At 63.2% G+C, this 25,782-nt stretch carries 43 protein-coding genes and 1 pseudogene; 38 read left to right on the forward strand and 6 right to left on the reverse strand.

Features of this window, described 5'->3' with window-relative positions:
• Positions 1-33: 33 nt before the first annotated feature.
• Genes gatC through D7252_RS13700 form a run of 6 tightly spaced genes read left to right on the forward strand, consistent with a single transcriptional unit; the run spans position 34 to position 5,586 of the window.
• Positions 34-333, forward strand: a complete 300-nt coding sequence (gatC, locus tag D7252_RS13675; RefSeq protein ID WP_120775887.1) for an Asp-tRNA(Asn)/Glu-tRNA(Gln) amidotransferase subunit GatC — start codon at positions 34-36, stop codon at positions 331-333.
• Positions 330-1,847 (forward strand): Asp-tRNA(Asn)/Glu-tRNA(Gln) amidotransferase subunit GatA, encoded by a 1,518-nt coding sequence (gene gatA / locus D7252_RS13680; protein ID WP_120775888.1) that lies wholly within the window; start codon positions 330-332, stop codon positions 1,845-1,847. The genes gatC and gatA overlap by 4 nt, the downstream gene beginning before the upstream one ends.
• On the forward strand, positions 1,847-3,361 hold the full coding sequence (gatB, locus tag D7252_RS13685; RefSeq protein WP_120775889.1) for an Asp-tRNA(Asn)/Glu-tRNA(Gln) amidotransferase subunit GatB: 1,515 nt from the start codon (positions 1,847-1,849) through the stop codon (positions 3,359-3,361). The genes gatA and gatB overlap by 1 nt, the downstream gene beginning before the upstream one ends.
• Before the next feature lie 47 nt (positions 3,362-3,408).
• A complete protein-coding gene (gene dinB, locus D7252_RS13690; protein ID WP_120775890.1) occupies positions 3,409-4,665 on the forward strand; it encodes a DNA polymerase IV in 1,257 nt (418 codons plus the stop codon).
• 38 nt (positions 4,666-4,703) lie between these two features.
• Entirely contained in the window at positions 4,704-5,021 is a 318-nt protein-coding gene (locus tag D7252_RS13695; RefSeq protein WP_120775891.1) for a hypothetical protein, read from the forward strand.
• Positions 5,005-5,586 (forward strand): hypothetical protein, encoded by a 582-nt coding sequence (locus D7252_RS13700; protein WP_120775892.1) that lies wholly within the window; start codon positions 5,005-5,007, stop codon positions 5,584-5,586. Before D7252_RS13695 ends, D7252_RS13700 begins: the two co-directional genes overlap by 17 nt.
• Positions 5,587-5,596: 10 nt before the next feature.
• On the opposite strand, the gene D7252_RS13705 is transcribed toward D7252_RS13700, so the two are convergent.
• From D7252_RS13705 to D7252_RS13730, 6 genes are all read right to left on the reverse strand, one after another.
• Positions 5,597-6,094 (reverse strand): DUF2017 domain-containing protein, encoded by a 498-nt coding sequence (locus tag D7252_RS13705; RefSeq protein WP_259461103.1) that lies wholly within the window; start codon positions 6,092-6,094, stop codon positions 5,597-5,599.
• Entirely contained in the window at positions 6,091-6,384 is a 294-nt protein-coding gene (gene clpS, locus D7252_RS13710; RefSeq protein WP_120775893.1) for an ATP-dependent Clp protease adapter ClpS, read from the reverse strand. Before clpS ends, D7252_RS13705 begins: the two co-directional genes overlap by 4 nt.
• A complete protein-coding gene (locus tag D7252_RS13715; RefSeq protein WP_120775894.1) occupies positions 6,381-6,728 on the reverse strand; it encodes a metallopeptidase family protein in 348 nt (115 codons plus the stop codon). The genes clpS and D7252_RS13715 overlap by 4 nt, the downstream gene beginning before the upstream one ends.
• A gap of 54 nt (positions 6,729-6,782) precedes the next feature.
• Complete coding sequence (locus D7252_RS13720) at positions 6,783-7,415, reverse strand: LysE family transporter (RefSeq protein WP_120775895.1); 633 nt, start codon at positions 7,413-7,415, stop codon at positions 6,783-6,785.
• 236 nt (positions 7,416-7,651) lie between these two features.
• Positions 7,652-8,068 (reverse strand): ImmA/IrrE family metallo-endopeptidase, encoded by a 417-nt coding sequence (locus tag D7252_RS13725; RefSeq protein WP_120775896.1) that lies wholly within the window; start codon positions 8,066-8,068, stop codon positions 7,652-7,654.
• A complete protein-coding gene (locus D7252_RS13730; protein WP_120775897.1) occupies positions 8,046-8,540 on the reverse strand; it encodes a hypothetical protein in 495 nt (164 codons plus the stop codon). Before D7252_RS13730 ends, D7252_RS13725 begins: the two co-directional genes overlap by 23 nt.
• Positions 8,541-8,617: 77 nt before the next feature.
• On the opposite strand from D7252_RS13730, the gene D7252_RS13735 reads away from it, so the two are divergent.
• The 32 genes and pseudogenes from D7252_RS13735 (at position 8,618) to D7252_RS13890 (ending at position 25,781) form a co-directional block, all read left to right on the forward strand.
• Positions 8,618-8,959: a helix-turn-helix transcriptional regulator gene (locus D7252_RS13735; RefSeq protein ID WP_120775898.1), complete on the forward strand. Its 342-nt coding sequence runs from the start codon at positions 8,618-8,620 to the stop codon at positions 8,957-8,959.
• Positions 8,956-9,750, forward strand: coding sequence for a phage antirepressor KilAC domain-containing protein (locus D7252_RS13740; RefSeq protein ID WP_215110951.1), 795 nt, complete (start codon positions 8,956-8,958; stop codon positions 9,748-9,750). The genes D7252_RS13735 and D7252_RS13740 overlap by 4 nt, the downstream gene beginning before the upstream one ends.
• Positions 9,751-10,067: 317 nt before the next feature.
• A complete protein-coding gene (locus D7252_RS13750; protein WP_120775900.1) occupies positions 10,068-10,346 on the forward strand; it encodes a hypothetical protein in 279 nt (92 codons plus the stop codon).
• Positions 10,343-10,558 carry a hypothetical protein gene (locus tag D7252_RS13755; protein ID WP_120775901.1) on the forward strand — a complete coding sequence of 72 codons (216 nt, stop codon included), beginning with the start codon at positions 10,343-10,345 and terminating at the stop codon, positions 10,556-10,558. The genes D7252_RS13750 and D7252_RS13755 overlap by 4 nt, the downstream gene beginning before the upstream one ends.
• 122 nt (positions 10,559-10,680) lie before the next feature.
• The gene (locus D7252_RS13760; RefSeq protein WP_120775902.1) at positions 10,681-10,920 is read left to right on the forward strand and encodes a hypothetical protein; all 240 of its coding nucleotides are present in this window, start codon (positions 10,681-10,683) and stop codon (positions 10,918-10,920) included.
• Positions 10,921-11,405: 485 nt separating this feature from the next.
• On the forward strand, positions 11,406-11,603 hold the full coding sequence (locus tag D7252_RS20585; protein WP_120776979.1) for an HNH endonuclease: 198 nt from the start codon (positions 11,406-11,408) through the stop codon (positions 11,601-11,603).
• Positions 11,604-11,738: 135 nt separating this feature from the next.
• Positions 11,739-12,041, forward strand: coding sequence for a hypothetical protein (locus D7252_RS13770; protein WP_120775903.1), 303 nt, complete (start codon positions 11,739-11,741; stop codon positions 12,039-12,041).
• The gene (locus D7252_RS20425) at positions 12,038-12,316 is read left to right on the forward strand and encodes a hypothetical protein (protein ID WP_251050731.1); all 279 of its coding nucleotides are present in this window, start codon (positions 12,038-12,040) and stop codon (positions 12,314-12,316) included. The genes D7252_RS13770 and D7252_RS20425 overlap by 4 nt, the downstream gene beginning before the upstream one ends.
• A gap of 134 nt (positions 12,317-12,450) precedes the next feature.
• Complete coding sequence (locus D7252_RS13780; RefSeq protein ID WP_120775904.1) at positions 12,451-12,936, forward strand: hypothetical protein; 486 nt, start codon at positions 12,451-12,453, stop codon at positions 12,934-12,936.
• Between the two features lie 185 nt (positions 12,937-13,121).
• On the forward strand, positions 13,122-13,271 hold the full coding sequence (locus D7252_RS20105; protein WP_183055301.1) for a hypothetical protein: 150 nt from the start codon (positions 13,122-13,124) through the stop codon (positions 13,269-13,271).
• Positions 13,271-13,591: an NUMOD4 domain-containing protein gene (locus D7252_RS20590; protein ID WP_120775905.1), complete on the forward strand. Its 321-nt coding sequence runs from the start codon at positions 13,271-13,273 to the stop codon at positions 13,589-13,591. The genes D7252_RS20105 and D7252_RS20590 overlap by 1 nt, the downstream gene beginning before the upstream one ends.
• A complete protein-coding gene (locus D7252_RS13790; protein WP_120775906.1) occupies positions 13,588-14,508 on the forward strand; it encodes a PD-(D/E)XK nuclease-like domain-containing protein in 921 nt (306 codons plus the stop codon). The genes D7252_RS20590 and D7252_RS13790 overlap by 4 nt, the downstream gene beginning before the upstream one ends.
• A gap of 28 nt (positions 14,509-14,536) precedes the next feature.
• Positions 14,537-14,725, forward strand: a pseudogene (locus D7252_RS20595) (hypothetical protein); the annotation flags it as partial.
• 54 nt (positions 14,726-14,779) lie between these two features.
• Complete coding sequence (locus D7252_RS20110; RefSeq protein ID WP_183055302.1) at positions 14,780-15,031, forward strand: hypothetical protein; 252 nt, start codon at positions 14,780-14,782, stop codon at positions 15,029-15,031.
• Positions 15,028-15,633 (forward strand): hypothetical protein, encoded by a 606-nt coding sequence (locus tag D7252_RS13800; RefSeq protein ID WP_120775908.1) that lies wholly within the window; start codon positions 15,028-15,030, stop codon positions 15,631-15,633. Before D7252_RS20110 ends, D7252_RS13800 begins: the two co-directional genes overlap by 4 nt.
• 402 nt (positions 15,634-16,035) lie before the next feature.
• Complete coding sequence (locus tag D7252_RS13805; protein WP_147406740.1) at positions 16,036-16,770, forward strand: hypothetical protein; 735 nt, start codon at positions 16,036-16,038, stop codon at positions 16,768-16,770.
• Positions 16,767-17,087 (forward strand): hypothetical protein, encoded by a 321-nt coding sequence (locus D7252_RS13810; RefSeq protein WP_120775910.1) that lies wholly within the window; start codon positions 16,767-16,769, stop codon positions 17,085-17,087. Before D7252_RS13805 ends, D7252_RS13810 begins: the two co-directional genes overlap by 4 nt.
• Before the next feature lie 213 nt (positions 17,088-17,300).
• Positions 17,301-17,501 (forward strand): hypothetical protein, encoded by a 201-nt coding sequence (locus tag D7252_RS13815; protein ID WP_147406741.1) that lies wholly within the window; start codon positions 17,301-17,303, stop codon positions 17,499-17,501.
• Complete coding sequence (locus D7252_RS13820; protein WP_120775912.1) at positions 17,498-17,854, forward strand: hypothetical protein; 357 nt, start codon at positions 17,498-17,500, stop codon at positions 17,852-17,854. Before D7252_RS13815 ends, D7252_RS13820 begins: the two co-directional genes overlap by 4 nt.
• Entirely contained in the window at positions 17,851-18,033 is a 183-nt protein-coding gene (locus D7252_RS13825; RefSeq protein WP_120775913.1) for a hypothetical protein, read from the forward strand. Before D7252_RS13820 ends, D7252_RS13825 begins: the two co-directional genes overlap by 4 nt.
• Positions 18,030-19,127 (forward strand): hypothetical protein, encoded by a 1,098-nt coding sequence (locus D7252_RS13830; protein ID WP_120775914.1) that lies wholly within the window; start codon positions 18,030-18,032, stop codon positions 19,125-19,127. The genes D7252_RS13825 and D7252_RS13830 overlap by 4 nt, the downstream gene beginning before the upstream one ends.
• Entirely contained in the window at positions 19,124-19,894 is a 771-nt protein-coding gene (locus D7252_RS13835; RefSeq protein ID WP_120775915.1) for a DNA N-6-adenine-methyltransferase, read from the forward strand. The genes D7252_RS13830 and D7252_RS13835 overlap by 4 nt, the downstream gene beginning before the upstream one ends.
• Positions 19,891-20,214, forward strand: a complete 324-nt coding sequence (locus D7252_RS13840) for a hypothetical protein (protein WP_120775916.1) — start codon at positions 19,891-19,893, stop codon at positions 20,212-20,214. The genes D7252_RS13835 and D7252_RS13840 overlap by 4 nt, the downstream gene beginning before the upstream one ends.
• Entirely contained in the window at positions 20,211-20,570 is a 360-nt protein-coding gene (locus D7252_RS13845; RefSeq protein ID WP_120775917.1) for a hypothetical protein, read from the forward strand. The genes D7252_RS13840 and D7252_RS13845 overlap by 4 nt, the downstream gene beginning before the upstream one ends.
• Positions 20,563-20,952 (forward strand): NUMOD4 motif-containing HNH endonuclease, encoded by a 390-nt coding sequence (locus D7252_RS13850; protein WP_120775918.1) that lies wholly within the window; start codon positions 20,563-20,565, stop codon positions 20,950-20,952. Before D7252_RS13845 ends, D7252_RS13850 begins: the two co-directional genes overlap by 8 nt.
• Positions 20,949-21,317: a hypothetical protein gene (locus tag D7252_RS13855; protein WP_120775919.1), complete on the forward strand. Its 369-nt coding sequence runs from the start codon at positions 20,949-20,951 to the stop codon at positions 21,315-21,317. The genes D7252_RS13850 and D7252_RS13855 overlap by 4 nt, the downstream gene beginning before the upstream one ends.
• On the forward strand, positions 21,310-21,942 hold the full coding sequence (locus D7252_RS13860; RefSeq protein ID WP_120775920.1) for a hypothetical protein: 633 nt from the start codon (positions 21,310-21,312) through the stop codon (positions 21,940-21,942). The genes D7252_RS13855 and D7252_RS13860 overlap by 8 nt, the downstream gene beginning before the upstream one ends.
• 482 nt (positions 21,943-22,424) lie before the next feature.
• Positions 22,425-22,631, forward strand: a complete 207-nt coding sequence (locus D7252_RS13865; protein ID WP_147406742.1) for a hypothetical protein — start codon at positions 22,425-22,427, stop codon at positions 22,629-22,631.
• A gap of 40 nt (positions 22,632-22,671) precedes the next feature.
• The gene (locus tag D7252_RS13870) at positions 22,672-22,875 is read left to right on the forward strand and encodes a hypothetical protein (protein WP_120775922.1); all 204 of its coding nucleotides are present in this window, start codon (positions 22,672-22,674) and stop codon (positions 22,873-22,875) included.
• A gap of 150 nt (positions 22,876-23,025) precedes the next feature.
• Positions 23,026-23,208 (forward strand): hypothetical protein, encoded by a 183-nt coding sequence (locus D7252_RS13875; RefSeq protein WP_147406743.1) that lies wholly within the window; start codon positions 23,026-23,028, stop codon positions 23,206-23,208.
• A 618-nt stretch (positions 23,209-23,826) separates the two neighbouring features.
• On the forward strand, positions 23,827-24,138 hold the full coding sequence (locus D7252_RS13885) for a hypothetical protein (RefSeq protein WP_147406744.1): 312 nt from the start codon (positions 23,827-23,829) through the stop codon (positions 24,136-24,138).
• Entirely contained in the window at positions 24,138-25,781 is a 1,644-nt protein-coding gene (locus D7252_RS13890; RefSeq protein ID WP_120775925.1) for a hypothetical protein, read from the forward strand. The genes D7252_RS13885 and D7252_RS13890 overlap by 1 nt, the downstream gene beginning before the upstream one ends.
• Position 25,782 lies beyond the last annotated feature (1 nt).

Consider the following 25,782-nt stretch of genomic DNA (forward strand, 5'->3'; position numbering starts at 1 on the left):
AGGAGCGTCGGACGCGCCAACTAGAATGGTGGCGTGTCTGAAATCACCCCCGATCTCGTGCGCCATCTCGGCGTGCTCGCGCGTATCCAGCTTGATGACGACGAGGTGACCCGGCTCACCGGGCAGCTCGACGCCATCGTCGACAACATCGCGAAGGTGTCGGAGGTCGCGACCGACGATGTCGTCGCGACCAGCCACCCGATCCCGCTGAGCAATGTGTTCCGACCCGACACCGTCGGGGAGACGCTCACACATGAGCAGGTGTTGCAGAACGCCCCGGACGCCGCCGATGGCCGCTTCCGCGTCACCGCGATCCTGGGAGAAGAACAGTGAGCGACATCATTCGCCTGACCGCCGCGGACCTCGCCGAGAAGCTCGCCACGCGTGAGATCTCGAGTGTCGAGGCGACCCAGGCCCATCTCGATCGGATCGCGCTCGTCGACGGCGACGTGCACGCATTCCTGCACGTCAACGCACATGCCCTGGACGCGGCGGCGGCGGTCGATGCCCAGCGCGCTGCGGGTGACCAGGTCGGGCCGGTCGCAGGCGTGCCCCTCGCGATCAAGGACGTCCTGGTGACGACCGATCAGCCCACCACCAGCGGGTCGCGGATCCTCGAGGGCTACCGTTCCCCCTACGACGCGACGGTCGTCGCACGGTCCCGTGCGGCGGGGCTCATCCCGCTGGGCAAGACCAACATGGACGAGTTCGCGATGGGCTCCTCCACCGAGCACTCGGCGTACGGACCGACCCGCAACCCCTGGGATCTCGACCGTATTCCCGGTGGTTCCGGCGGTGGTTCGGCCGCCGCGGTCGCCGCCTTCGAAGCGCCGCTCGCACTCGGCTCCGACACCGGAGGGTCCATCCGTCAGCCCGCGCACGTCACCGGCACGGTCGGCGTGAAGCCCACCTATGGCGGCGTGAGCCGTTACGGAGCGATCGCTCTCGCGTCGAGCCTCGATCAGGTCGGCCCGGTCGCGCGGACGGTGCTCGACGCGGGCCTGCTGCACGACGCGATCGGGGGTCACGATCCCAAGGATTCCACCTCGTTGCGCGAGGAGTGGCCGTCGTTCGCCGATGCCGCCCGCGAAGGCGCTCGGGGAGACGTGCTGAAGGGCCTCAAGGTCGGAGTCATCCGAGAGCTCCCCGACAGCGGCTTCCAGCCAGGGGTCGCAGCGTCGTTCCGCAGCGCTCTGGCGATGATGGAGGCGCAGGGAGCCGAGATCGTGGAGATCGCGGCACCGCACTTCGAATACGGCGTCGCCGCGTACTACCTGATCCTCCCGGCGGAAGCTTCCAGCAACCTCGCGAAGTTCGACTCGGTGCGGTTCGGCATGCGCGTCACCCCGAGCGGCAACCCGACGGTGGAAGACGTCATGTCGGCCACCAGGGACGCGGGTTTCGGCGACGAGGTGAAGCGGCGCATCATCCTGGGCACCTACGCGCTCTCGGCGGGTTATTACGACGCCTACTACGGCAGCGCGCAGAAGGTCAGGACGCTCATCCAGCAGGACTTTGCCACCGCCTTCGCGGATGTCGACGTCATCGCCACGCCTTCGGCCCCCACCACGGCGTTCAAGCTCGGCGAGAAGGTCGATGACCCGCTGCAGATGTATCTGAACGACGTCACCACGATCCCCGCGAACCTCGCCGGTGTCCCGGGGATCTCGATCCCGAGCGGTCTTTCCGACGACGATGGTCTGCCCGTCGGCATCCAGTTCCTGGCGCCCGTGCGCGAAGACGCTCGTCTGTACAAGGTCGGAGCCGCGCTGGAGACGGTGCTGGTCGACTCTTGGGGAGCGCCGCTCCTCACCCGTGCACCGCAGCTCGCAGGAGGAACCCGCTGATGGCCGCCGCCAAGCTCATGGACTACGACAAGGCCCTCGAACTCTACGAGCCGGTTCTCGGCTTCGAGGTCCACGTCGAGCTCAACACCAACACCAAGATGTTCTCCGACGCGCCCAACCCGGCCAACGAGGCGTATCACGCGGCTGCGCCGAACACGCTCATCGCCCCGGTCGACCTCGGGCTTCCCGGGGCGCTTCCGGTCGTGAACGAGACGGCGATCCGCTCGTCGATCAGTCTCGGTCTCGCGCTGGGATGCTCGATCGCCGAGTCGAGCCGGTTCGCCCGGAAGAACTACTTCTACCCCGACCTGGGCAAGAATTTCCAGATCTCCCAGTACGACGAGCCGATCGCGTACGAAGGGTCCGTGGACGTCGAGCTCGAGGACGGCACGGTCGTGACGATTCCCATCGAGCGCGCACACATGGAAGAAGACGCCGGCAAGCTCACCCACATGGGTGGTGCGACCGGACGCATCCAGGGCGCGGAGTACTCGCTGGTCGACTACAACCGCGCGGGTGTTCCCCTGGTCGAGATCGTCACCAAGGTGATCTTCGGCACCGAGCACCGCGCGCCCGAAGTCGCCAAGGCATATGTCTCCGCGATCCGCGACATCGTTCGCGGACTGGGGATCTCGGAGGCGCGCCTGGAGCGCGGCAATCTGCGGTGCGACGCCAACATCTCGCTGCGTCCGCGCGGCGACGAGAAGCTCGGGACGCGAACGGAGACCAAGAACGTCAACTCGATGCGCTCGGTGGAGCGCGCCGTCAAGTACGAGATCCAACGTCAGGCGCAGATTCTCGCCGACGGCGGCACCATCACGCAGGAGACGCGGCACTGGCACGAAGACACCGGCACCACGTCTCCGGGGCGTCCGAAGTCGGATGCCGATGACTACCGGTACTTCCCGGAACCCGATCTGCTTCCGGTGCAGCCGGCGGCGGAGCTGATCGAGGAGCTCCGCGCTGCGCTCCCTGAGCAGCCGGTCGCGCGCCGTCGTCGTCTGATGACGGAATGGGGCTTCACCGATCTCGAGTTCCAGGATGTGCGAAACGGCGGCCTCCTGGATGCCGTCGAGGCGACGATCGCGGCGGGCGCCACGCCGGCCACTGCACGCAAGTGGTGGACAGGCGAGATCACCCGCCTCGCGAACGCGCAGGAGAGAGATGCGGCAGATCTGATCGCCCCGGAGAACGTCGTCGCCCTGCAGCGCCTGGTCGACGCGGGAACGCTCACTGACAAGCTGGCTCGCCAGGTTCTGGAAGGCGTCATCGCGGGGGAGGGCACGCCGCAGGAGGTCATCGACGCGCGGGGCCTCGCGGTCGTATCCGACGACGGCGCACTGATCTCGGCGATCGATGATGCGCTGGCATCCCAGCCTGACGTGCTCGCCAAGATCAAAGACGGCAAGGTGCAAGCTGCCGGAGCCGTGATCGGCGCGGTGATGAAGGCGATGAAGGGCCAAGCCGACGCGGCCCGTGTCCGTGAACTCATTCTCGAGCGCGCCGCTCAGTAGCGCGCGTCCCCGGGCCTGTCACCCCAGGCCCGGGGGAGAATGGTCACATGGGACGCGGTGACGGCAGTGGGCGGATCACCTCCGCCGCGAACGCCGACGACACCGGCACGCGTATCCTGCACGTCGACATGGACGCCTTCTACGCGGCCGTTGCGGTGCTCGACGATCCGAGCTTGCGCGGACTACCACTGATCATCGGCGCTCCGGACGGACGTTCTGTCGTGTCCAGTGCGTCGTACGAGGCGCGTCGATATGGCGTGCACGCCGCCATGCCCGTCGCTCAAGCCCTCCGCCTCTGCCCCGCCGCGCGTGTGGTGGCGCCGCAGTTTTCGCGCTACCAGGAGGTTTCGCGGAAGGTGATGGCGATCTTCGAGTCGTTCACGCCGCTGGTCGAGCCCCTCTCGGTCGACGAAGCCTTCCTCGATGTCCAGGGGGTCCGGCGGCTCTGGGGCAGTCCTGCACGGATCGCCGAGCTGATCCGCACCAGGGTGCTCGACGAGGTGGGGATCACGTGCAGTGTCGGCGTCGCGGCGACGAAGCATGTCGCGAAGATCGCGTCGACCATCGCCAAGCCGGATGGGATGCTCGTGGTCGCGGCGAGTGACGCCCTCGACTTCCTCGCGCCGCGACCCGTGCGAGCGATGTGGGGCGTCGGCCCGAAGGCCGCGGAGTCTCTGGAGGCCCGCGGTATCCGGACGGTGGCGGACATCAGAGAATCCTCGCAGGAGTCGCTCGACAGGGCTGTGGGTCCTGCTCTCGGCGCACGACTCGCGCAGTTGGCCCGAGGAGAAGACCCGCGATCGGTCGACACCGAGCGCGTCGAGAAGAGCATCGGGCACGAGGAGACCTTCGACCAGGACGTCCTCGATCGTGCGTTCCTCCGCGCAGAGCTGCTGCGGCTCTCCGACCGGGTCGCTGCGCGACTGCGGCGCGCGGACTGGGAGACGGCCACCATTGCGATCAAGGTCCGGTTCGACGACTTCCGCACCATCAATCGTTCGCAGACCCTGAGTGAACCGACCGCGGTCGGCCAACGGATCGGTGAGGCCGCGCAGGCGCTGTTCGACCAGATCGAACGGCGGGATCCGGTGCGTCTCGTCGGTGTCCGCGCCGAGAAGCTGCGACCGGCGGGCGGCGGGGGATTCGGGCTCTGGGATGACGACGAGCATTGGCGGAAGGTCGAGGGGGCGATGGACGAAGCAGTGGCGCGGTTCGGTTCTGCCACGATCAGTCGCGCCCGTCACATCGGTCGCGGCGAGGGCCGGGGCGCCGCGCAGCATCCGAAGGCCCACGGGACCGATTGAACGCACACGGCGCGTGTCCGGTCGACTAGCGTGGAGGCATGCCGAACATTGCACTGGAACTCGGAAAGCAGGTCGCGTCCTTCGGCGTGAAGAGCGCGTATGGAGAGCCGCAGGACGTCGACGGCGTGAGCATCACCCCGGTGTCTTTCACGTATTCCGGCTTCGGTGGCGGAAGTGGTGAAGGCGCAGAGGGCGGTGGCGGTGGCGGCGTGTCCATCCCGGTCGGCGTGTACGTCCGCCGCGAGGAAGGCCTCCGTTTCGAGCCCAACATCGTCACGCTGCTCGCTGTGGCAGTGCCTTTCATCTGGGTCGCCGGACGCGCGCTGACCCGCACCATCCGTGCCCTCAAGAAGTGATGACCCGGTCGCGACGGTTCTCGAGCGCGCCGCGGAGCTGATCGCGCGCGATGTTCGCGCTGTCTCGGCCGCGAACCCGGTCGTGTTGATCGACGGACGAAGCGGTGCAGGCAAGACATCGCTCGCCGGACTTCTGGCTGCTCGCTGGCCGCTGGCGGGGCGCGTGCAGTTGATCGCGCTCGATTCCCTCTACCCCGGCTGGGATGGGCTGGACGGCGGGGTTGAACGGGCGCTGGAGTGGATACTTCGCCCGCACGGCCGAGGGAAGATCGGCACCTGGCGTCGATGGGACTGGGAGCGCCAGACGGACGCCGAGAGTCACGCCGTCGATCCCTCTCTGGGAGTCATTCTCGAGGGCAGTGGCATCCTCACCCCGGCGACGGCCGCACTCGCGGATGTGCGGGTGTGGGTCGAATCCACGGAACCGGCCCGCAAGGCGCGTGCGCTGGCTCGGGACGGTGACACCTATCGCCCGCATTGGGATCGGTGGGCCGCGCAGGAAGAGGCACACGTACGGCGTGACGTTCCCGCGGCCCTTGCTACCAGGACGATCGAGGTGCCCTAGCCGCTTGCGGTCACGGTCGTGCGTCGAAGTGGTCCGCCGCCTGGATCAGGACTTCGAGACGATAGCCGAGCCAATCGTAGACGTCACGCCGGCCGTCGTCCGCCTCATCATCTTCGGACGCGATTCCGAGCCTTTCGGCGATCACGAGCCGGATTGCGGTGAGTGTGCGGAGCCAGGCGTCGAGGTCGTCGATGGCGATGGCCAGATCGCGCGACGCCAGCGCCTCGTCTTCGGTCAGCGCCTCGGCGTCCGCGTCGAAGGGTGCCAGCGCCTGACGCACCGTCGCGGCATCGCCGAGCCGGCGGTCGAGAAGATCGTCGCGAGTGCTGTCGGCGAACGATGCCGCAGCGGAAAGGTCGTCGGGATATGCGCTCGGAGTCAGTCGCCGGACAGCGGGGTCGGCGGCGTCTCTGCCCTTGACGAGGTCGAGGAAGTCCTCCACGATCTGGGCAAGGTGAATCCCCTCGATGAGTGCCATCGGAAGAACCACGATGCGCTCGCTGTTCACGGCGCCCTCCGCACGGTCGCCCAGAGTCCGTAGTCATGCATCGCCTGTGCGTGCACCTCCATCGTCTCGCGAGGCCCGGTGGCGACCACGGCGTGTCCGTCGTGATGCACGGACAGCATCAGCGCCGTCGCGTGGTCCAGAGAGTAGCCGAAGTACGTGCGGAACACCCGGACGACGTAGCTCATCAGGTTCACGGGGTCGTTCCATACCACCACCTGCCAAGGCTCCATCGGAGCTGCGCTCAGATCCGTCCCCTCGACGGTCTGTGGATCAGCGATCGGTCGGCTCATGCCCAGCCCATCTCGTGGAGTTGGCTGTCGTCGAGGCCGTAGTAGTGCGCGATCTCGTGCACGAGCGTCGTGTGGATCTCGTCCTGCAGCTCATGCTCGGAGGCGCACAGCGCAAGATGGGGCTCGCGGTAGACGACGATGCGATCGGGAAGTTCGCCCATGCCGTACTGCGTCCGCTCGGTGAGCGCCAGCCCGTCGTAGAGGCCGAGGAGATCGAGGCTGCCGTCCTCGGGACGGTCTTCGACCACGAAGACGACATTCTCGAGCCCCGCGACCATCTCATCGGGCAGTTCGTCGAGCTCGTCGATCACGAGAGCCTCGAAGGCTGCGGCATCCATGTCCATCGCCCCCAAGCATACGGGCGGGTGGGCTGGCGCTTGATCAGTACGCGAAGCCGATCAGTGCATGAAGACGAGCAGCGCTGCGACGGCGATGAAGAGAGTGCCGAACACGGCGTTGAGGGTCCGCTGGCCACGCGCTGACCTCGTCAGACGCCGGAAGGGACGCGCGGCCGTGGCGAAGAAGCCCCACATGACCAGGACGTCGACCACGATGACGGTGGCGACCAAGGTCAGGTATTGAGGAACGGGTGCTTCATCGAGACGGATGAACTGGGGGATGAACGCGAGGAAGAAGACGATGGCCTTCGGATTCAGGAGATTGACCCAGAAGCCGCGTCGGATCATCGACCAGCGCCCCTCTCGCGACTGCGCCGACGCGATGTCATCGTCGACGAGGACCACGATCGGTTTCGTCAGGATCAGACGGATGCCGAGGAACACCAGATAGGCGGCGCCGGCGTAGCGGATGCCGTTGAAGAGGACCTCTGATCGCGAGACGAGAAGGCCCAGACCCGCCGCGACGATGGCGACGTGGACCACGAGCGCGATCTGTTGCCCGATGATGCCCCAGATCGAGCGGCGCCACCCCTCGTTGAGCGCGTTCGACATGGTGTTGATCGCGCCGGCTCCTGGCGTGAAGCTGATGACGACCGAGGCGGTCAAGAGAGAGAACCAGACCGCGAGCGACACCACGTCAGTCTAGACGCGAGAGGCGCCGACCCGAGACGCAGAAGAGGCCTGAACCGCACGGTTCAGGCCTCTTCTCACTGGGGTGAGTAACGGGACTCGAAACTGTTACTTCCCGCACCCCTGAATGCCTGTTCTGCCGCAGAATCACGCGGATGTTGCGTACTCCCCGTCTGGGGTGTCCGTAAATACAGTCTACGCGGAAATTCAGGGATCGCAATGGGGCATTGTAGGCACGCCTACGCGAGTAAGCCGCGATGCAACCACTGCCCAACCCCCATGCGTGCCCGCGTGTACGTGACTCGCCCGAGACGCTGTAGGCAGTAAGTCCGATAGTCGAGAATGACCTCCGGCGTCACTCCCATCTCCTCTGCGATCCACTCGGCATGGCTGTTGATCTGCTCGAGCTCGGCATACAGATCCGGTGCGACAAGCAGTGTTGCAGCGTATGCATCCGCCTGACGTTCGTTAGGGGGGTGATCCCCGCAAGCGTGTCCGTAGTGATGATGGCCGAGTTCATGAGCGATCACCGCCCGGCGCTCATCTGGTGTGCAGATCAGGTTGAAGTAGATCCGCTGCTCGTCAGCGGCGTAGTACCCGAGGTCGCCCTCCGGCATATCGATGGCGTGGACTTCAAGCCCCGCTCTTGCCGCCATCGTCAGTAGATCCTTCATCTTCCCCCTCGAACGCCCGGCGAGCCTTGGGTACGCCCCGTTTCGCCACCTTGCGAGTCGGGATGCGCTGGTCCTCGGTTGCCTGCTGTGTGTAGTCATCGTCTGTGATGCCACCGACATTGAACGTCTGAACGGGGATGGGTTGACCGGACGATAGCCGCCGCGCGTTGGCTACAAGCTCGTATGGGCTGATCCCCATCAGTTCGGTTGCGATGTAGTGCACGTCGTTGGTCGTGAGGATCTTCTCACCCTTGAAGATGTCGGCCCACCACGTGAGCCCCCGCTGGCCGGCAGAGATCCTGGAGACGCCACGGATGGACAGGCCGGATGCCTGACGCACGTGATCAATGTAGGCGGTGATGCTCATCGCGAAGGGTGTGTGCTCGGTGTGCTTGTCGGGGTTCAGGGCGCGAGATTTCGCGGTTCCCTTCCCGACTGTTGGCTGCTTGGGCATGTGAGAAGCGTACTCAATTACGAACGGATTTGTATCAAAGACTTGCGCTGTTCGTAAACACGAACAATGATGGAGTCATGCCAGCCAACACCGACACCTACTCCGTCTCGATCGCGAACGCGGTCAGGGCCGAGATGGAAAGACGTAAGAAGAAGTTCTACGAACTCTGCGAGCCGCTGAATCTCAGCTGGCCCACGGTCTCGGGCAGACTCAACGGTCACAAGCCCTTCACCCTCGACGAGATCGAGGCAGCCGCAGTCTTCCTGGGCATCACGGTCGAGGATCTGCACAGGTCCGCGAGACTCGGCGATGAAGCCACTGACCGCGATACCAGCACTCTTGAGGCGTCGAGAATCACTCCGCCTCAGCAGGATGCATGGGCTCAGCCCTCCCGCGCAAAGGCGAGGAGAGCGTCATGAACGCCCTCGCCCTGAGTGCACGGCTGGACGATCTCAAGATCGTCACTCTGACGGACGGTGAAGTCTGGTCAGCCCGTGACCTGATGTCGTTCGCCGGCTATGACCGTTGGGAACGATTTTCTGGTGCGATCAACCGCGCCATCGAGTCCGTGAACACTTCCGGACTCGATGCCTCAGACCATTTTCGCGGCACCGCGAAAATGGTCCCCATTGGCTCCGGCTCGCGCAGAGAGATCGAGGATGTTGAACTCACCCGCTACGGGTGTTACATCCTCTTCCAAAACTCAGACGCTCGTAAGCCGGAGATTGCGGCACTGCAGCAGTACTTCGCGGTGCAGACCCGCAAGCAGGAAATCTCGACGCCATCGTTCGACCCGACCTCGCTCGAGGGGGCGACGCAGATCATCCAGGCGGCTCAGACAGCCCTGGCAGCTCTCGCGGTCGCACAGCCGAAAGCAGACGCTTGGGATGAGCTTGCATCGGCCGAGGGTGACTATGCGGTTGCTGATGCGGCGAACATCCTCAAGCGTGCCGGTGTCGATACTGGCCCTCAGCGCCTGTTTGAAGCTCTCGCGTTCATTCGGTGGATCTACCGCGGTGAGGGCAAGAGGTGGAGGCCGTACGCGTCTGCACTCGACGCCGGCTATCTGACTGAGCGCGCGATGCCTCCCCGTCTGAACTCGGATGGCGTACTCGTTCCGACTGCGCCTCAGGTTCGTGTCACCGCTCGTGGTCTTGAGCGTCTGCGTGTGCGTCTCGGGAAGCTCGTCGCATTGGATGTGGCGTCATGAACGCCGCACACATGACTGACCCGTTCGAGTTGAACATGCCCCCGGTGATTGACCCGGAGGAGTCGGCTGACATTCTCGCCCAGCCCGTGTTTGTTCCGTGGCATTCGATGCGGAGGTCTGACCATGAGTCCTGACACCATCCCGCTCTGGTTCGCGGTCCCAGCGATCGTCGTCCTGTGGATCGCATGGCCGGTGTACGAGTTCGTGATGTCTCGTCGGTATTGGGCGGCTCGTGATGCGTCTGACCCGGTTGCGGTGACTGCTTCTGGAACTCGGCGCGATCACTACCCGCGTGCATGCAAGACGGAGGCAGTGCGATGAGCGACGTCCAGGCACGTTTCGAAGCTGCCAAGAACCGCGACGTGAAGCGCATGACCAAGTCTGAGTTGACCGAGCTTGCCACCAAGCTCCACCTTGCCGCTCGGCACCTGGAGAACGCTGCTCACTACGAGTCGGTGTCGACGAAGCACCCGGTTGCGCTGAAGCAGGAAGAGATCGCCGAGACGCTGCTCGATGACGCGATCCTCTACTTCGCCACGATCCGCTCTCGAGTTGTTCCAGGGCCGATGATGCTCGCGGATGGGAGTGTTCGATGACTCAGTTCGCTTCCACCCTGTACCCGCAGACGAACCCGACGAATCCGATCCTGCTTGAGTTCCGCGAAACCCGCCAGCTCCGCGGCGTCGACCCGAACGTGGCCCTAAATCTGTACCTCTCGTACGTCGACCGGGGTATGTGGAGTTGGTCAGATGATCATCGAGATCATGCCCGCCGTGTTCTGACTCGTCTGGCGACTCTGTCCGGCTGATCACCGTCAACTGATCCGGCTCCATCGGCTCGCTGCTGATCTAACCGTCGATTGCCGTACCCGAAAACCTGTCGTATCCGTGCCTCGGCGCGGGCGACGTAAAGCCGAAAGAGGTAACTGTCGTGCCTGAAATCACTGAGACGTTCCTGAAGAACCTGGCCATCGAGCAGGGCCATTCGGTTCGGCAGGCGAAGCAGTACGCCCGACACATCGTCACTGCGCCGTGGTTCCCGGTCGTGGTTGAGACGTACACGATGCCAAGCGCCATCACGTACAAAGACCCGACTGGCGAGACCGCAGTGCACAACGTTCTCACTGCCGCACTCATGAGGAATGTGGCGCTGGAAGTGAGCGCGTCATGACCAAGCCGCGAGAAGGAGGGGACGTGAGCTGTTCAGTCGAAACCTGCGAGCGCCCTGCCCGTAAGCGGAGCCTTTGTAACTCTCATTTCAGCCGGTTCAGGAGAACAGGCGATGTGCAGGCGGATGTGCCTATCGCATCGCGGAGGGACAGCGAGTTTCAACGTCTCGATGACGGCACCTACGTCTGCCAAGAGTGTTCCCGTGCGCTCCCTCTTGACGAGTTCCAAACCCGAAAGGACACGCCGTCGGGAAGGCGGAAGGTGTGCCGAGACTGCCGCCGTGAGCACGGCCGCGAGTGGCGAGCCAAGAATCCCGCCAAGGGGAGCGAGTATGCCCGCCGGCATGCGGCGCTGCATCCGGACAGCAACCGAAACCGCTACTTGCGGCGGAAGGAGGCTATCGAAGGCCTTCCGAAGGACGAGGGGATTAGTCGTGATTCGCTGCGTGAGCTCGATGGTGATCGGTGTTGCTACTGCGGAGTTTTGATGACCTTCCCCGATGCCGCATCTGGGAACGGTTGGTCAAGCGACCTGGCAACTCTGGAGCACGTCATTCCTGTCAGCGTCGGAGGCTCGCACACCTGGAACAACTGCGCTCTAGCCTGCGCAGGCTGCAACGCGTCCAAAGGGGCAAAGATCGACGACTCGTGGCGCATTCGCCAGGGCCATCGGTTGAGGCGTTGACGGACTTGTCATCTGCCGTGACTCCCAGTGACCCCAGGGGCCGGTGTGAGACCTCACTCCACCGGCCCCACTCTCAAACCGCATGGCCCAGGCGAACCGTCTGGGCCTTTTCTCGTACCCCGAACGGAGAAACCTGTGGACGAGTACACGCCGACCGATATGGAAGTCGAAGTTCGCTTCATCACTGGGGCAGGACATAACTCGCACCCCGGAAGCCGCAAGGAGCAGTACGACCGGTGGCTGGCTGCGCATGACGCTCAAGTCAGAGCTGCGGCCATCTCGGAGGCGCTTTCGTCTGAGGCTTACCCGTTGGAGCTCTTGGAATTTCGCAGCGCCTGGGAGGCCGCAGACATGGCGGGCCGGGTTGGATATCGCGTGCGCGATGGCCTTGCCGCCGTGTTCGCAACGCGGGCGAAACGACTTGGACAGCAGTCGTGACCGCCCCCGTCTCGCGCAGAACGGTCGTGTTGGGTGCCGCATGGTCGGTCCCTGTGATCGCAGCCGCCATCGCAACACCACTCGCCGCAGCATCCACCACACCGCGTATCCCGATCGCTTGCGTATACCTGCAGAACAACGGTCACGCCGGCGATAAGAGAAACGACTGGTGGCAGGTGACGTACAACGACGGCACGACTCAGATCCTCGACAACGGGACCGTGCAATCCGACCGCGAGTTGAAGGCGTTGTGCGGGAAGAAGGTGCACTCGTGAGCGCCGAGCTCGATGCCGAGTACGAGGCAATCATCACGTCCGGCCAGGCCGCTATCGATGGCACACGACCCGCACCGTTGGGCCGTTGATCGACCCGACCCTCACTCAATCAACGACGAAACGAAGGATTTGACATGACCGATCGCAGGACGAAGCGCCGTTATGCGCATGAGCTGTACCCGCACGAAGAGGGAACGATCCGACCCCTGGAGGTCGAGGTTCCCTATCTCTACGCACGTGCCCTCGGTCTGGAGATCAGCGGCACGTCATGGTTCACGGTGGAGCCGCGATCGACAGCAGGCGACCGCGTCGACCGGATGATCGGTGCCCGTCATGTCGCCCTACTTGCCGATGCGCTCGCACAGGATCTCGTCGGTCAGGAGGCGTGGGAGTGGGCCGAGTCCATGCTCTCGGACGAGTCGGGCGAGATCGTCTATGAGCGCGCCGTGCAGCACGGAGTCGATCCGATGATCATCAAGCCCTACCCGTGCGGGGACGAACCGGGACACCACGATCACTACTCGGAACCGGACAGCAGGGGGTCGCGATTCGTTGATCGCATCGAAGGCCGCGAGTCGGAGTGCGACGAGTGCACCGAACCGATACCCGCCGATGACTGATCGCGACTGGAAAGAGTACGCCGAACAGTGGGACGAACACGAACCCCCAACCGGCGTCATCCCCTGCATCCGGTGCGCAACCGTCGACCCGATGATGCCACCACACAACCAATCCACCCGGTGCAAACATCTGCCCCGGGAAGTCACGCACTGCACGTGCGAATCCTGCTACGGGAGATCAAGAGATGACCTCGATCACTGAGCTCGAACACAGATTGCAGCTCGCACAGGAAGAGAAAGCCGCCGCCGAGATGCACTACCGGTACGTGGAAGCGAAGGAAGCGGCAGCACTCCAGGAACTCACCAAGGTCCGCATCGAACAAGGAGAGTGCTGATGAACGCAACGGAGCGGTGGCAGGCCGTCGAAGGCTACGAGGGCTGCTACGAGATTAGCGACGTAGGACGTGTTCGATCACTCGAACGGCTAGTCGCCGGCCCCCGAGATGGGACGCGGCTGGTTCGGAGCAGAATTCTTCGTTCAGAGCGAATTCAAGGTGGGTACCACCGAGTCGACCTATGCAGGGACGGGGTCACCAAACACCACATGATTCATCAGATGGTGGCGATTGCCTTTGTGCCCGGAAGTGGTCCGAATTTGATGGTGCTCCACAACGATGGAGATAGCCAAAACAACCACATGGAAGTGACCGCATGAGCGACTATCAGGGTCTCGTGCACGGCCTCGAGGAGCAGCGGTATCACCGCCAGCCCGGGTTGAGCAGCACTGGGGCGAAGAAGATCCTCAAGTCTCCGGCCCACTACCACCACTACGTCACGCACCCGGAAGAACCGAGGGATGCGTTCGATCTCGGTTCAGCCGTGCACGCCAAGGTGTTGGGTGTCGGTGCCGACATCGCCGTCTACCCGGATGGGAACGGGCCGGAGCGGTTCGAGTACGACGGCGCCGAACTCGACAACGTACTCGCATCGAACGGTGCGATCTCCACGAAGGCCGCGAAAGCGTTCGAAGCGGATGCCCGGTCGAAGGGACTGATCCCGGTCAAGCGGGTCACTGCCCGAGTGGTGAACCTGATGGCCGAATCGGTGCTGTCCAATGGGACCGCTCGAGCGCTGTTCGAAGGCGGGCAGCCGGAGGTTTCGATGTTCGCAACCGATCCCGCAACCGGCGTCCCGATGCGTGGGCGACTCGACTACCTCAGCAAGAGGATTGCCGACCTCAAGACCACGGCCGGGGATGCGTCAGAGTCTGGTTTCGCCCGCCAGGCATTCACCCTCGGATACGAGATCCAGTTTGGCTGGTACTCGCACATCTACGAGCTGATCACCGGAGAACGCCCGCCGTGGTTGTTCGTCGTCGTGGAGGCGTCAGCGCCGTATCTCGCCAACGTTCATGTGTTTAGCGAGGACGGACAGCGCATCGGGTCTCGGAAGGCTCAGGCGGCTCGTGAGCTGTACGCGCGGTGTCTCGAGTCCGGTTTGTGGCCTGGATATCCCAACCGAAGCGGCGGCGCGATCGGAATCCTCGACGTGCCGATGTACGCAATCTACGAATACCAGGAGAGGTTCAGTGATGACGGACTCGAACTCGTACAGCCGAGAACGTATAGCTGACGCCATCGGCAACCGGCGATGGCCGACGATGAAGCGGTCTCTACTGTTTCACGATCGAACCCCAGATGAGTGCTGGCCGTGGCAGGGGTGGGTCGACCGCTTCGGATACGGGCGCGCCTATCCCGATGGTGCACGCGCAAATTCGTCGGGAGCACACCGCGTCGTGTGGATACTCCTGAATGGACCACTGGACAGCAGCATCCAGATTGATCACCGATGCCACGACTACACGAAGTGTTCACTCGCTCGCGATTGCCCGCATCGAAGGTGTGTGAACCCGCATCATTTGGAGCCGGTCACCGCGCTCGAGAACGGCCTGAGAAGCAATAGCCCGGTATCGAACAACGCCCGAAAGACGCACTGCATCCGCGGGCACGAGTTCAACGCCGAGAACACACTCCCGCACGGCAATGGCTACGGCCGCAAGTGCCGCGTGTGCGAAGCCATCCGGTCGCGAACTCGCCGAGCGGAACTGGGTATCAAGCCGCGCATCGCGCGCAGACGAATCGAGATTCCAGAATGACCGACATCGACATCCCAGAGGACACTAGGAAGTCTCGCCTCCCGAAACCGCAGGCTACTGTCATCGCGGACGAGATCGTCAGGGCGGCGGAACGGTTCGCAGCGTTCCGTGAGCAGTATCCGAACGGGTACGTGGAAGCGTCCATCGATCGTGTCATCGAGCACCCGGACGGGAACGTCACCTATGTGATGAACGCCGCCGCCTACCTCGTGCGGCCCAGCATCGGGACGGTGTCAAGACCGGATGCGACCGCATGGGCGCAGGGGTCAACGAAGGACGAGAATGCGATCATCGCCGGCTCGCCCCTGGAATCGGCTGACACGATCGCCAGGTCGCGGGCGCTCCGCAACCTTGGCATCCTCGACGGATCCGAACCGCGAACCGTGAAAATCCGGGAGCCGCAGTCCGATGAAGATATCGGGCATGACGTCTGCATGGCCCGCAACCGATCACAAATCGTTCAAGGCGAACTCGGAAAGCTGATGAGCGATCGGGGATTCAAATGGTCGCAGGCCACCGTCTCCGCTGTGGAGAACGGGGAACGACAGTTGCGACTCATCGAAGCGCAACACCTTGCCGAGATCATCGGGTTCAGGACGTGAACAAACGCAAGGGGTCCAACCACCCCACCGTGAAGGACAAGACGGCCGTCATCCAGAGGGATGACGGCCTTTGTGTTCTCAACCTCGCACGATGCACCGGGCAGGCAGAGACAACCGACCACCGCGCCAACCGTCAAGCCGGCGGGTCTCGAGTCCTGAACGACCCCGCGAACCTGTTGGGCGCATGCGTCCGCTGCAACGGTGACAAGGCCGACGCGTCCGGGGCTGTTCGGGAAGACCTCGAACGACGGGGAATCAACATCCTCCCCGCGTCCACCCACGCGAAAACACTCGAGCGGGCCAAGTCCACACCGGTCCAATACCCGGACGGGCGTTGGTACCAGCTCATTGACGAGAACACCAGAGAGGAGGCACAGCATGCCGAGAGATCAGCGACTGTTCATGACGTTCCCGATCGACTTCTGGAAGCACGAGAAGGTGCGTCGGCTGTCTGATGCTGCCTTCCGTGCGTTCGTCGAAATGAACGGTCATTCCAGAGAGCGCGAGACGGATGGCGTGATCGAAGTAGAGGACGCAGAGTTCATCTGGGATGCAAGTGCATTGCAAGAGCTATGCAAATCTCACCCAACGCGCCCGCTGCTCTACATGGACACCGAAACGTACATCTTGAGGGACTACGCGGAGCATCAGTTCACGAAGGCCGACCGCGACGACCTCTCCGAGAAGCGAAGGAAAGCCGCAGAAAAACGGTGGAGTAATGCAAGTGCAGAGCAAGTGCAAAGCAAACCGATGCAATCCGATGCAGAGATAGGGATAGGGAAAGAGATAAACCCTTCTTCTACGAAGAAGGGTGATGCCGCTAAACGTGGCACACGCATCCCCGAACCGTTCATCGTGACCGCAGCGATGAGATCCGAGCTCGCTTCCGAATGTCCCACGCTCGACATCGACCAGACGACGAAGCAGTTCGTTGACTACTGGCGCGCCGCATCGGGCAGGACGGCGACGAAGAAGGACTGGGTTGCCGCGTGGCGGTTCTGGATGCGGAAGGACTACACCGACCGCGGACATCGAAGACTCACACCAACCGAACGCGCGAAACAGACCGCCGCTGCAGGCCGTGAGGTTGCGGGCAGGCAAGTCACCTCACTTGATCCAAAGGAAATCACAGTATGAACACCGACGAGTTGACGATGCTGCTCGCCCGCATCCAGGTGCTCGACAACCGGCAGGTTGACCAGTTGACGATCGAAGCATGGTCGCCGCTGCTCGCACACGTCCCGTACCCGGATGCTGTCGAAGCGGTCAACGGTCACTTCTCCGAGTCGACCGACTATCTGCTGCCAGCGCACATCACCGCGAGAGTCCGGGCGAAACGTCGCGCCGAACTCCCATCGACGATGAGCGAGGAAGCGCCCCCGTCATGTGCGGACGGCGCACATCGCTGGCTTGACGACGGCACGTGCCTCTACTGCACCGACCGCCGCAACTAACCGCACCAATCATCCACAGGCCACTGTCCCGAACATCTCGGGTAGTGGCCTTTCCCATTGACGGAGGAAGAGACATGACCGAGTTTGATCCGACCCACCGGACGTTCTACGCAAATGACGGCACGCGAACATGTGCGGCTTGCATGGCTTGCGCCTGCCACATGCCCGAGACCGTCGCCGCACCATGCGCTGCTGTGCAACATCGCGATCCCGATGCCTGAATCATGGTCGACGGCGGATGACTGGTTCACCGAGTTCATCACCAACCTCGAAGCATCACCCAGACGCCGCAACAAACTCTGGCGCGAACGAATCGAAGTTCCCGTGAAGGTTGCACTCGCCCGCGCCTACACCGACAAGACCGAACAGCTACGGCGATACCTGGCTGCCGAACGAGAGAAGGACATCGCATGAGCGAACACAAGAAGCAGATCACGGAGGAGCGTGAAGCCCTGATCCGAGCAGTGCAGTCCGTGACGTGGAACGCATCGAACTACCCACGCAACGCTCAGCCGCACATCCTTGGGCAGGACGTAGTGCCGCTCACCATGAGGGTGGTCGAATCGGTGTCCGCGGCCGGGTTCCGAATGCTTCCCGGCGGGGAACCTTCTGATGAGCAGGTGGAGAACCTCGCAATCTGGATGTGGGAAAACATCTCACAGACGCTCGACACTCCTCGCCCCTGGTCGTGGGTCCTCCCTACGATCCAGGACGCACACCGAGAAAAAGCTCGCGCCGCTCTGCGTGCTGCTGGAGGTGTCCGATGAGCGTCTGGCGCGAGAGGCGACAGGCACGGAGGATCGAGCGCCTACGCGATCAGTGCAACGACTACTGGGACTGGCTCTGGTACGCCCGCCTCAGCATCAGACCCTCGCAGATCCGCAAGGCTGAGGAGCGTCTGGTCAAGCTGAGCCTTCGTCTTGATGTCGCCGAGGGTGTGCGATGAACGCCGACATCATCACCGACACCACGTTCCCGCACGGAACCACTCAGGGTTTCGAGCAGGGTTGCACGACCGGGCACTGCCCATCCGACGTCTCATGCAAGACCGTCTTCACTCGTTTCCATGGTGACTACGCGTTCTGGAAGCAGATCAACGCCGGCAAGACGCCCATGGAGTACGTCGCCGAGGAACGCAAACAGGCACAGGAGACCGCAGACGCCGATCTGAGAGCCAAACGTGACGCGCGTGCCTCCCAGTCCACTGAGACGCGAGAAGCAGCACGAGAACGCCACAACGCCAACCGACGTGCACAACGAGCAGCCAACCTCATCCCACGCGAATCACTCATCCCACGCCACCAACTCCGCGAACTCCTCAGCCAAGGACTCACAGACTTCCGTCGCACCTCAGTACCGGAGCCAAGCGGCGAGTGTCCTCAGCCGTGCGTCCATCTCTCACAGGAGGACGCCCGCGAAGGGCGCACATGCGCGATCCATCCATGCACGTGCCGGGACGCCGATCTGAAATCCGATGACAGAAGGCAGGTCATGGCGCTCAAGGCTGAAATCACGACGTTGAAAGCGATCATCACTGCCGATCGCTATGCGCTCCCCCGTCGCACCTCAGTACCGGAGCCAAGCGGCGAGGTGGCACAGGTGCTCGGCTGGATCGACAAGACGCTCGCTCTGCCGATGTACCAGACGCCCGCCCTGACCGACTATGACGATGCGGTCGTGACGACGCTGAAGACCGTTCGGAAGATGCTGAACGGCACCACGCGCCCGGATGCATCATGGCGAACCGCGGAGCCGCAGAGCGAACCGTCCGACGCGCTCAACCTCGACTACCTCGAGCGGGTCGCCAAGGCCGCAACACCCGGACCCTGGACAGACTTCAATGAGGATGGGGAAGCCTACTCGCGGCCTCCGGCGACTGGCGCGTTCCTCGTGGAGTACGGGGCTGATGTCGAGCAGAAGATGCGTGACATCCGCTACATCGCCGCCGTGGACCCGCAGACCGTCCTCGCGTTGATCGCAGCCGCGCGACAGCGCCCCGCGCCGATTGACGCGATAGTCGGAGAGGGGAAGAACGCATGACGCTCACAGGCTTCAAGGCGAAGAACCATCCGCAGCAGACGGGTGCACGTGGGGCACTGGATGAGGTCGACGACCGCGGCACCGAACCGGAATTCGTGCGTGGTCTCGAAAATCGCTTCGGTGAGCCGTTCACGCTTGACGTCGCCGCGGCTGCTCACAACACGAAGTGCGACCGGTACTTCACCCGGGCAGACGATGGACTGCAGCAGTCATGGTCTGGGGAGCGTGTGTGGTGTAACCCGCCCTACTCCAACCTCGGCGACTGGCTCGCGAAGGCATGGGCGGAGTGGCCGTCGACGCGCGGCATCGTCATGCTTCTGCCCGCGAACCGTGTCGAGCAGAAGTGGTGGCAGGAGCACGTCGAACCGCAGCGCGACAAGCCTGGCTCACCGCTACGGGTGGAGTTCCTGCCGGGACGCATGCGCTTCATACGACCGAACGCTGTCATCGGACCCAAGGGTGACCGACCGCCGTTCGGATGCGCTCTGCTCATCTGGGAAGACCCCACAGCGAAGGAGGGCCAGGAAGAGCAGATCATCGACCGGATCGCGGTGGCTATCGCGAAGGCCGCTGATGCCGACTACTGGACGGACGAGATCGCCGACTGGGAAAACTCCGAGGGGTGGGAACGTGAAGCGCACCCCGACAGCTATCCGTTGATGGCGTACGAGGATCGTGAGGCCTTCCGCAAGCAAGCCCGTGCCGCCCTCTCTGCCCTCGTCCCCACCACCCCACCCGAGAACCGAGACCAGGGAGAGAACCGATGAGCGAAGAGCAGGCGATCAAGAACGACTTGCTTGAATTCTTGAGCAAGGACGAGGCTTGGCATGCGATTCGCGGGATGGACGCGCCTGGACTTGCCACCGAACTCGAAGCCGCTGGCTTCCGTCGCCTTGTGGGGATAGAGCCGAGCGAAGACGCGACGGGACACGGCGACCTCATCGCGTGGCACATCGAGCAGGTCGAGTCACTGCGGCCGTTCATCCGCTCATCCGCACACCTCAAGGCCGCGATGATGCACGCCGCCACGGTGCGGGCTCTCCGTGCCCCCGCCACCCCACCCGAGAACCGAGAGGAACAGCGATGAAGAACCTGACCGAGATCAAACGCTGGGCGACGCTGAGGTGTGAGCGATGCGGGCACCGGTTCCGCTGGAGTCGTGACGCCCGCCACTCGTTCGGCAACCGCGACGGCAAGGTCTACCACCGTCCCTGCCTAGAAGCCGTCATGTGGCAGTCGAAGGCCGACGAGCGTCTGGTGATCCTCGACCTCGTGACCGACATCGCGGGCCTGAACCACCTCACCATCGAGGGCGTGATCGAGAACCGCACCGAGCGCATGAGTGACGCCCGCACGACGCTGAGCAACCGGTCGTGGCGAGTGTTCCGCGACCTCGGTAAGTATCGGGCCGAGAACCGAGAGGAGCAGAACCGCCATGAGTGAGCGATGGAAAGCGATTCCCGGGTATGAGGGCCGCTACGAAGCCAGCGACATGGGCCGTATCCGGTCGCTCGACCGCATCGCGACCTTGGTCGACGGGCGGACGCGGAAGCAACGTGGACGCATCCTGCGCCCGACCAAGCGTCGGTACTGGTGCGTGTGCCTGTCCGAGGTGCGCCCGCGGAAGTTCGCTACGGTCCATAGCCTCGTGCTGGCCGCGTTCGTCGGGCCGAGACCCGAGGGCATGGTCGGACGACACCTTGATGACAATCGCGACGACAACGGTCTCGCGAACCTCGCCTACGGCACCCAGAGCGACAACATGCTCGACTCGGTGCGCAATGGCACGCACGGATCACTCAAGCAAGGGAGGGACGCAGCATGAGCACGATGGAGGACGCAGAGGCAGCGTGGCCCAGGTACCGCGACACACATCCGGCCAACAACACTCCGGAGCAACGGCACGCGTTCATCGCTGGCTACTTCGCGGCACGGGTCGTAGCCGAGGAACCGGAATGGGAGTACGGCTGGGTCGCGCGTTTCAACGCGAGCGGCTCGATCTACGAGGAACTCGAATGGGGTTCGCGCGAGCAGGCAGAGCAGTCGATCCGTGAGCGTATGGAGTGGGAGGTGGATCAGGACGAAGATCTACGCCTCGTCTACGAGCTCGTGAAGCGCGTGCCTGCGGTCAAGCCTGGCCCGTGGGTACCGGTGAACCAGGAACATGATCAGGAGGAAACCGATGAGTGAGCTACTAGACGCAGTCGATGACCTCACCCTCCCGAAACCGGTGAAGGTGCAGACCGACGACGGACACACATGGGCAACCGAAGACGCGCTACTCGTGCAACTCGAGGAAGCGATCCACTCGACAACCGGAAGATCGGGAGGAAGATCCGCATCGCACACCAGGATGATCCTCGATGCAGACGCACTCATGCAGTTCCACCGCATCACATCCACGATCGGCGACTGGTGCCGCATGGCCGGTGCTGCGGTGACACGTGACCCGGTGCACGATCTGCGCGCATGGTACGCCGCCATCCTCACCTCACCAGACAGCACCGAGTTCTACCTACACGAACTGACCGGTTGGGCATCACTCATCCGCGGGAAGCTCACACCAAGGTCGACGCTCGAATGGCTGAAGCCCTGCCCCGAGTGCAACGCGGACGAGTATGTGAACGAAGAAGGCGACACGGTCAGGCACCCTGTCGTCATCGACTACGACCCCGACACCCCGTTCGCATCCGTTCGCTGGACATGCCGAGCATGCGGTGAATCGCGTGCGGGAGAGTTCGCGCAACGAGCCCTCGCCTATGACGGCGAGACTCGCGGAGAAGATGTGAATGACAACGGTGTAGTTTTGCCGTAGTATCGACCTCGCAGGGCACAAGTGTCGAAACTTCCGCCCCATCCTTTGCCCCCGTCGTCATCCGTGACTGGCGGGGCTTTTTGCACTCCCGTCCAGCTCAGTGTGTGACAACCTGGCGAGCGGCGGTGAGACGCCGGATAACAACGGCACACAGCGAACCCCGGTCGGTTCGCAACAACTTGAACACGTGCTCGTGTCCCGGAGACGCATACGGGAGCATTCCAGGCTGATGGTTGTCAGCACTCCCACCGATGCTCGCGCGGGCAGACGTGGTGACAGCAGTTCGATCCTGCTTCCTGGAGCAATGTGCGTGGCGTGTGCTGGAATACCGGCGCGGTCCTGCAGGCCACCATGCACAGAAGACCACGCCAGGTAGAGCCGGACTACATCGCCGGACGAAGGTAAGAGCCCAATGCTTGGGGCCGCGTGGCAACCTTTTCAACCCTTCCTTCAATCCCACCCTCAACATCGAGGAGGCGATCGTGCATGTCATGGAAGTCGCCGAAGACACATGCATCGCGTGCGACAACAACCCCGCTGCACCCGCGAAGGTCCGGGCGTTCATCTACGCGAAGTATCAGTCGGGCGTGACCGCATCCTTCTGTGCCCACCACGGACATGAACACATGGCCGCGCTACTCGAAAAGGGCGCCGAGATACTCGATCTGTCCCACCTCGCACACGGATAACCGATATGGCTATCAAGTCCAAAACATGCGGAGAACGGTTATGAGAATCGCTATCGGCATCGTCGCTGGCATCACCTCGACCATGCTCGCCTACATCCTCTTCCAGCCCGCGATCGACCGGCACCAGCTGCGACGCTTCGTCCGCTGGATGTTCATGCGCGTCGAGGTAGCCACACACCCCGACTGCAAACCCAAGTACCGGACATGCCACGACGGCGTCTGGACAGAAGGGCCATGGAGGTAACCGTGGGCGCATCTGAGAAGCATGCAGCCACGTACCATCCGCTGCACCTCGCGAACGTTTGCCGAGAGTGCGACACAGACCACGCCACACCTGAAGCCGCACGGCAATGCGAGACCAACGACCAGCACTACTCAACGGAGAGTGGACACGATGTCTGACGTTCGCGAAGTGAATGACCTGCTCACCTCCCACACCTGCGAGATCCGCGGCGACACTTACCCCTCCATGCGAGCAGCGTGGATGTGCGAAGAGCGCGACGTCACCGAAGCTCGAGAGGCCAAGCGCCCCGTGCGTCACATCATGCGAGCCGTACGCGGCTGGGAAGACGAGTAGCCCCATGCGCGTCTGCTCGGCCCCTGGATGCCCAACACTGCTCGACGGCACAGGCCGCTGCCCCACCCATGCCAGGCAGACAGACAGACGGCGCGGTACACGACAAGCCAGAGGCTACGACCGCACGCACGACCGACTCAGAAGCGAGTGGGAACCCAAGGTCGCAGCAGGCAGCATCACATGCTGGCGATGCGGACAGATCATTCAACCCGAAACTCCATGGGATCTTGGGCACGACGACGAAGACCGCACACAACATCGTGGTCCTGAACACGCATACACCTGCAACAGGTCAGCAGCAGGACGACGATCACACCAACGATGACCCCGACACCTCGAAAGGGGTGGGGGAATACCCTTCCGCAGCCACACGAACCGGGACCGCCGGGGATGGCAAAAAAGCTGCGTACGGGTTTGAGGGTCGTTCTGCCGCCCGTTTGGCGCAATGCCAGCGGGTTCCTGCCTGATGAGGCGCAATGCCTCGGAGAGTAGCTAGCCATGCCTGGTCCTGCCCCGAAAGATCCTGCTTCTCGGCGCCGTCGTAACGTGTCGGTGGGGAAGACTGTTCTGCCTTCTGGTGGTCGCGTTGGTGTGACGCCTGAGTGGCCGATCGTTGAGGTGGATGAGCCGACTGTGTGGGCGTCTCTGTGGCGGATGCCTCAGGCTGCGGCATGGGAGCGGGATCACATGCACATGGTGCTCGCGGACTACGCGATCCTGCGAGCTCGCTTGTATGGCGAGGACGTCCCGTCTGCGTCTCTGCTTGCGGAGAAGCGGAATCAGGAGACGGTGCTGGGCTTGAACCCGAAGGCGATGCGTTCCCTGTTGTGGGAGGTTGCTGACGCCGATGATGTGGGCGAGAAGCGCACGACGGCTCCTGAGAAGTCTCGAACTGCCTCGAAGCGCACGCAGCTGAAGATTGTCGGCTGATGCCTTGGCGCGGTCCTGAGTACGAGGGCGAGTTTCCGTCTCTCGGTTGGGCTGTGGCGGAGTGGATCGAAGCGCACTGTGTTGTGCCCGACCGAGAGGATGCCGGCGAGGCGTTCATCTTGTCGGATGAGCAACTGCGGTTCCTGGTGCATCACTACCGACTGAAGCCGACCGCGACGGAGGCTCGCTGGCAGACAGCGTGGCAATACACGCGGTCGCTGTTGGTGAAGCCGCAGAAGTGGGGCAAGGCGCCGATTACGTCAGCGATGATCTGCGCTGAAGCCGTGGGCGATGTTCTCTTCGCCGGCTGGGACGCTGATGGTGAGCCTGTCGCTCGTCCATGGCCCACTCCGATCATCCAGGTGACGGCGTATAGCGAGGATCAGACGGACAACATCTGGAAGGTGTTGCTGCCGATGATCCAGATGGGTCCGCTCGCGGACATCATTCCGGACACGGGTGAGACGCGGATCAACCTGCCTGGTCAGGGGTGGGTCGAGCCGGTCACGTCGAAGGCTCTGTCTCGCCTGGGTGCGCGTATCACGTTCGCGCCGCAGGATGAGACGGGCACGTGGGTGTCCCCAAATATGCGCTACCTGGCCGATACGCAGTACCGCGGCCTGTCGGGTACGGGTGGTCGGGCGATGCTCACCACGAACGCATGGGATCTGGCCGAGAACAGTGTGGCTCAGCAGATCGCAGAAGCGGGCGAGGCTACGGACTACGTTGACCACGTTCAGGCTCCATCGACCTTGTCGTACACGAATCGGCGGGATCGTCACAAGATTCACGAGGTCGTCTACGGCGATTCGGCGCTGAAGCTCAACCGCAAGGGCGAGCGAGTGTCGGGCTGGGTTGACCTTGAGCGCATCGAGATCGACGCCGGCAAGCTGGTTCAGAAAGACCCGAACCAGGCGGCTCGCTTCTACGGGAACCGCCCGTCGATGGGTTCGGGTCAGTGGATGCCGGATGGTGCGTGGACGTCAAAGCTCGAGGTTCGTGACCGTCCGAAGTCGGTGCCCGTGTGTGCCGGTTTCGATGGCTCTGACAAGGACGACTGGACGGGCATCAGGCTCGAAACGCTCGACCGCCACCAGTTCACTCCCGTCTACCACAACGACGAGAGGCGCACGATCTGGAACCCGGCTATCTGGCCTGGTCATCAGATTCCGCGCTCCGAGGTGATGGCTGCGTGGGATGACATCTTCGCGAACTATGACGTCGTGCGTGCGTACTTGGACCCGCCTTTGTGGGGGTCTGAGATCTCGCACCTTCAGGGGAAGTACGGCGACAAGGTTGTGATCGAGTGGCCCACGTATCGGCTGAACCCGATGCATGCAGCGCTCGAGTCTTTCAAGATCGACGTCACCAACCCGGATTCGGACTTCACCCACGACGACTGCCAGTTCACCGAGCAACACATTCGGAACGCAGTAGAGCGTGCGCGAGGCGTCGCGACTGACCCAAACGGGTTGCGCCGACAGACGTACATCCTCGGCAAGGCGAACGGCACCACTCAGAAGATCGACCTTGCAATGTCGTCAGTGCTCGCTCATGAAGCTGTCAGCGACGCCATCGCGGCCGGCGACCTCGGAAAGCGCAAGCAGCCCGAAATCTCAACCACCTTCTACGGATTCACATGAG

It is taken from the genome of Microbacterium sp. CGR2 (assembly GCF_003626735.1).
Lineage (GTDB): Bacteria > Actinomycetota > Actinomycetes > Actinomycetales > Microbacteriaceae > Microbacterium.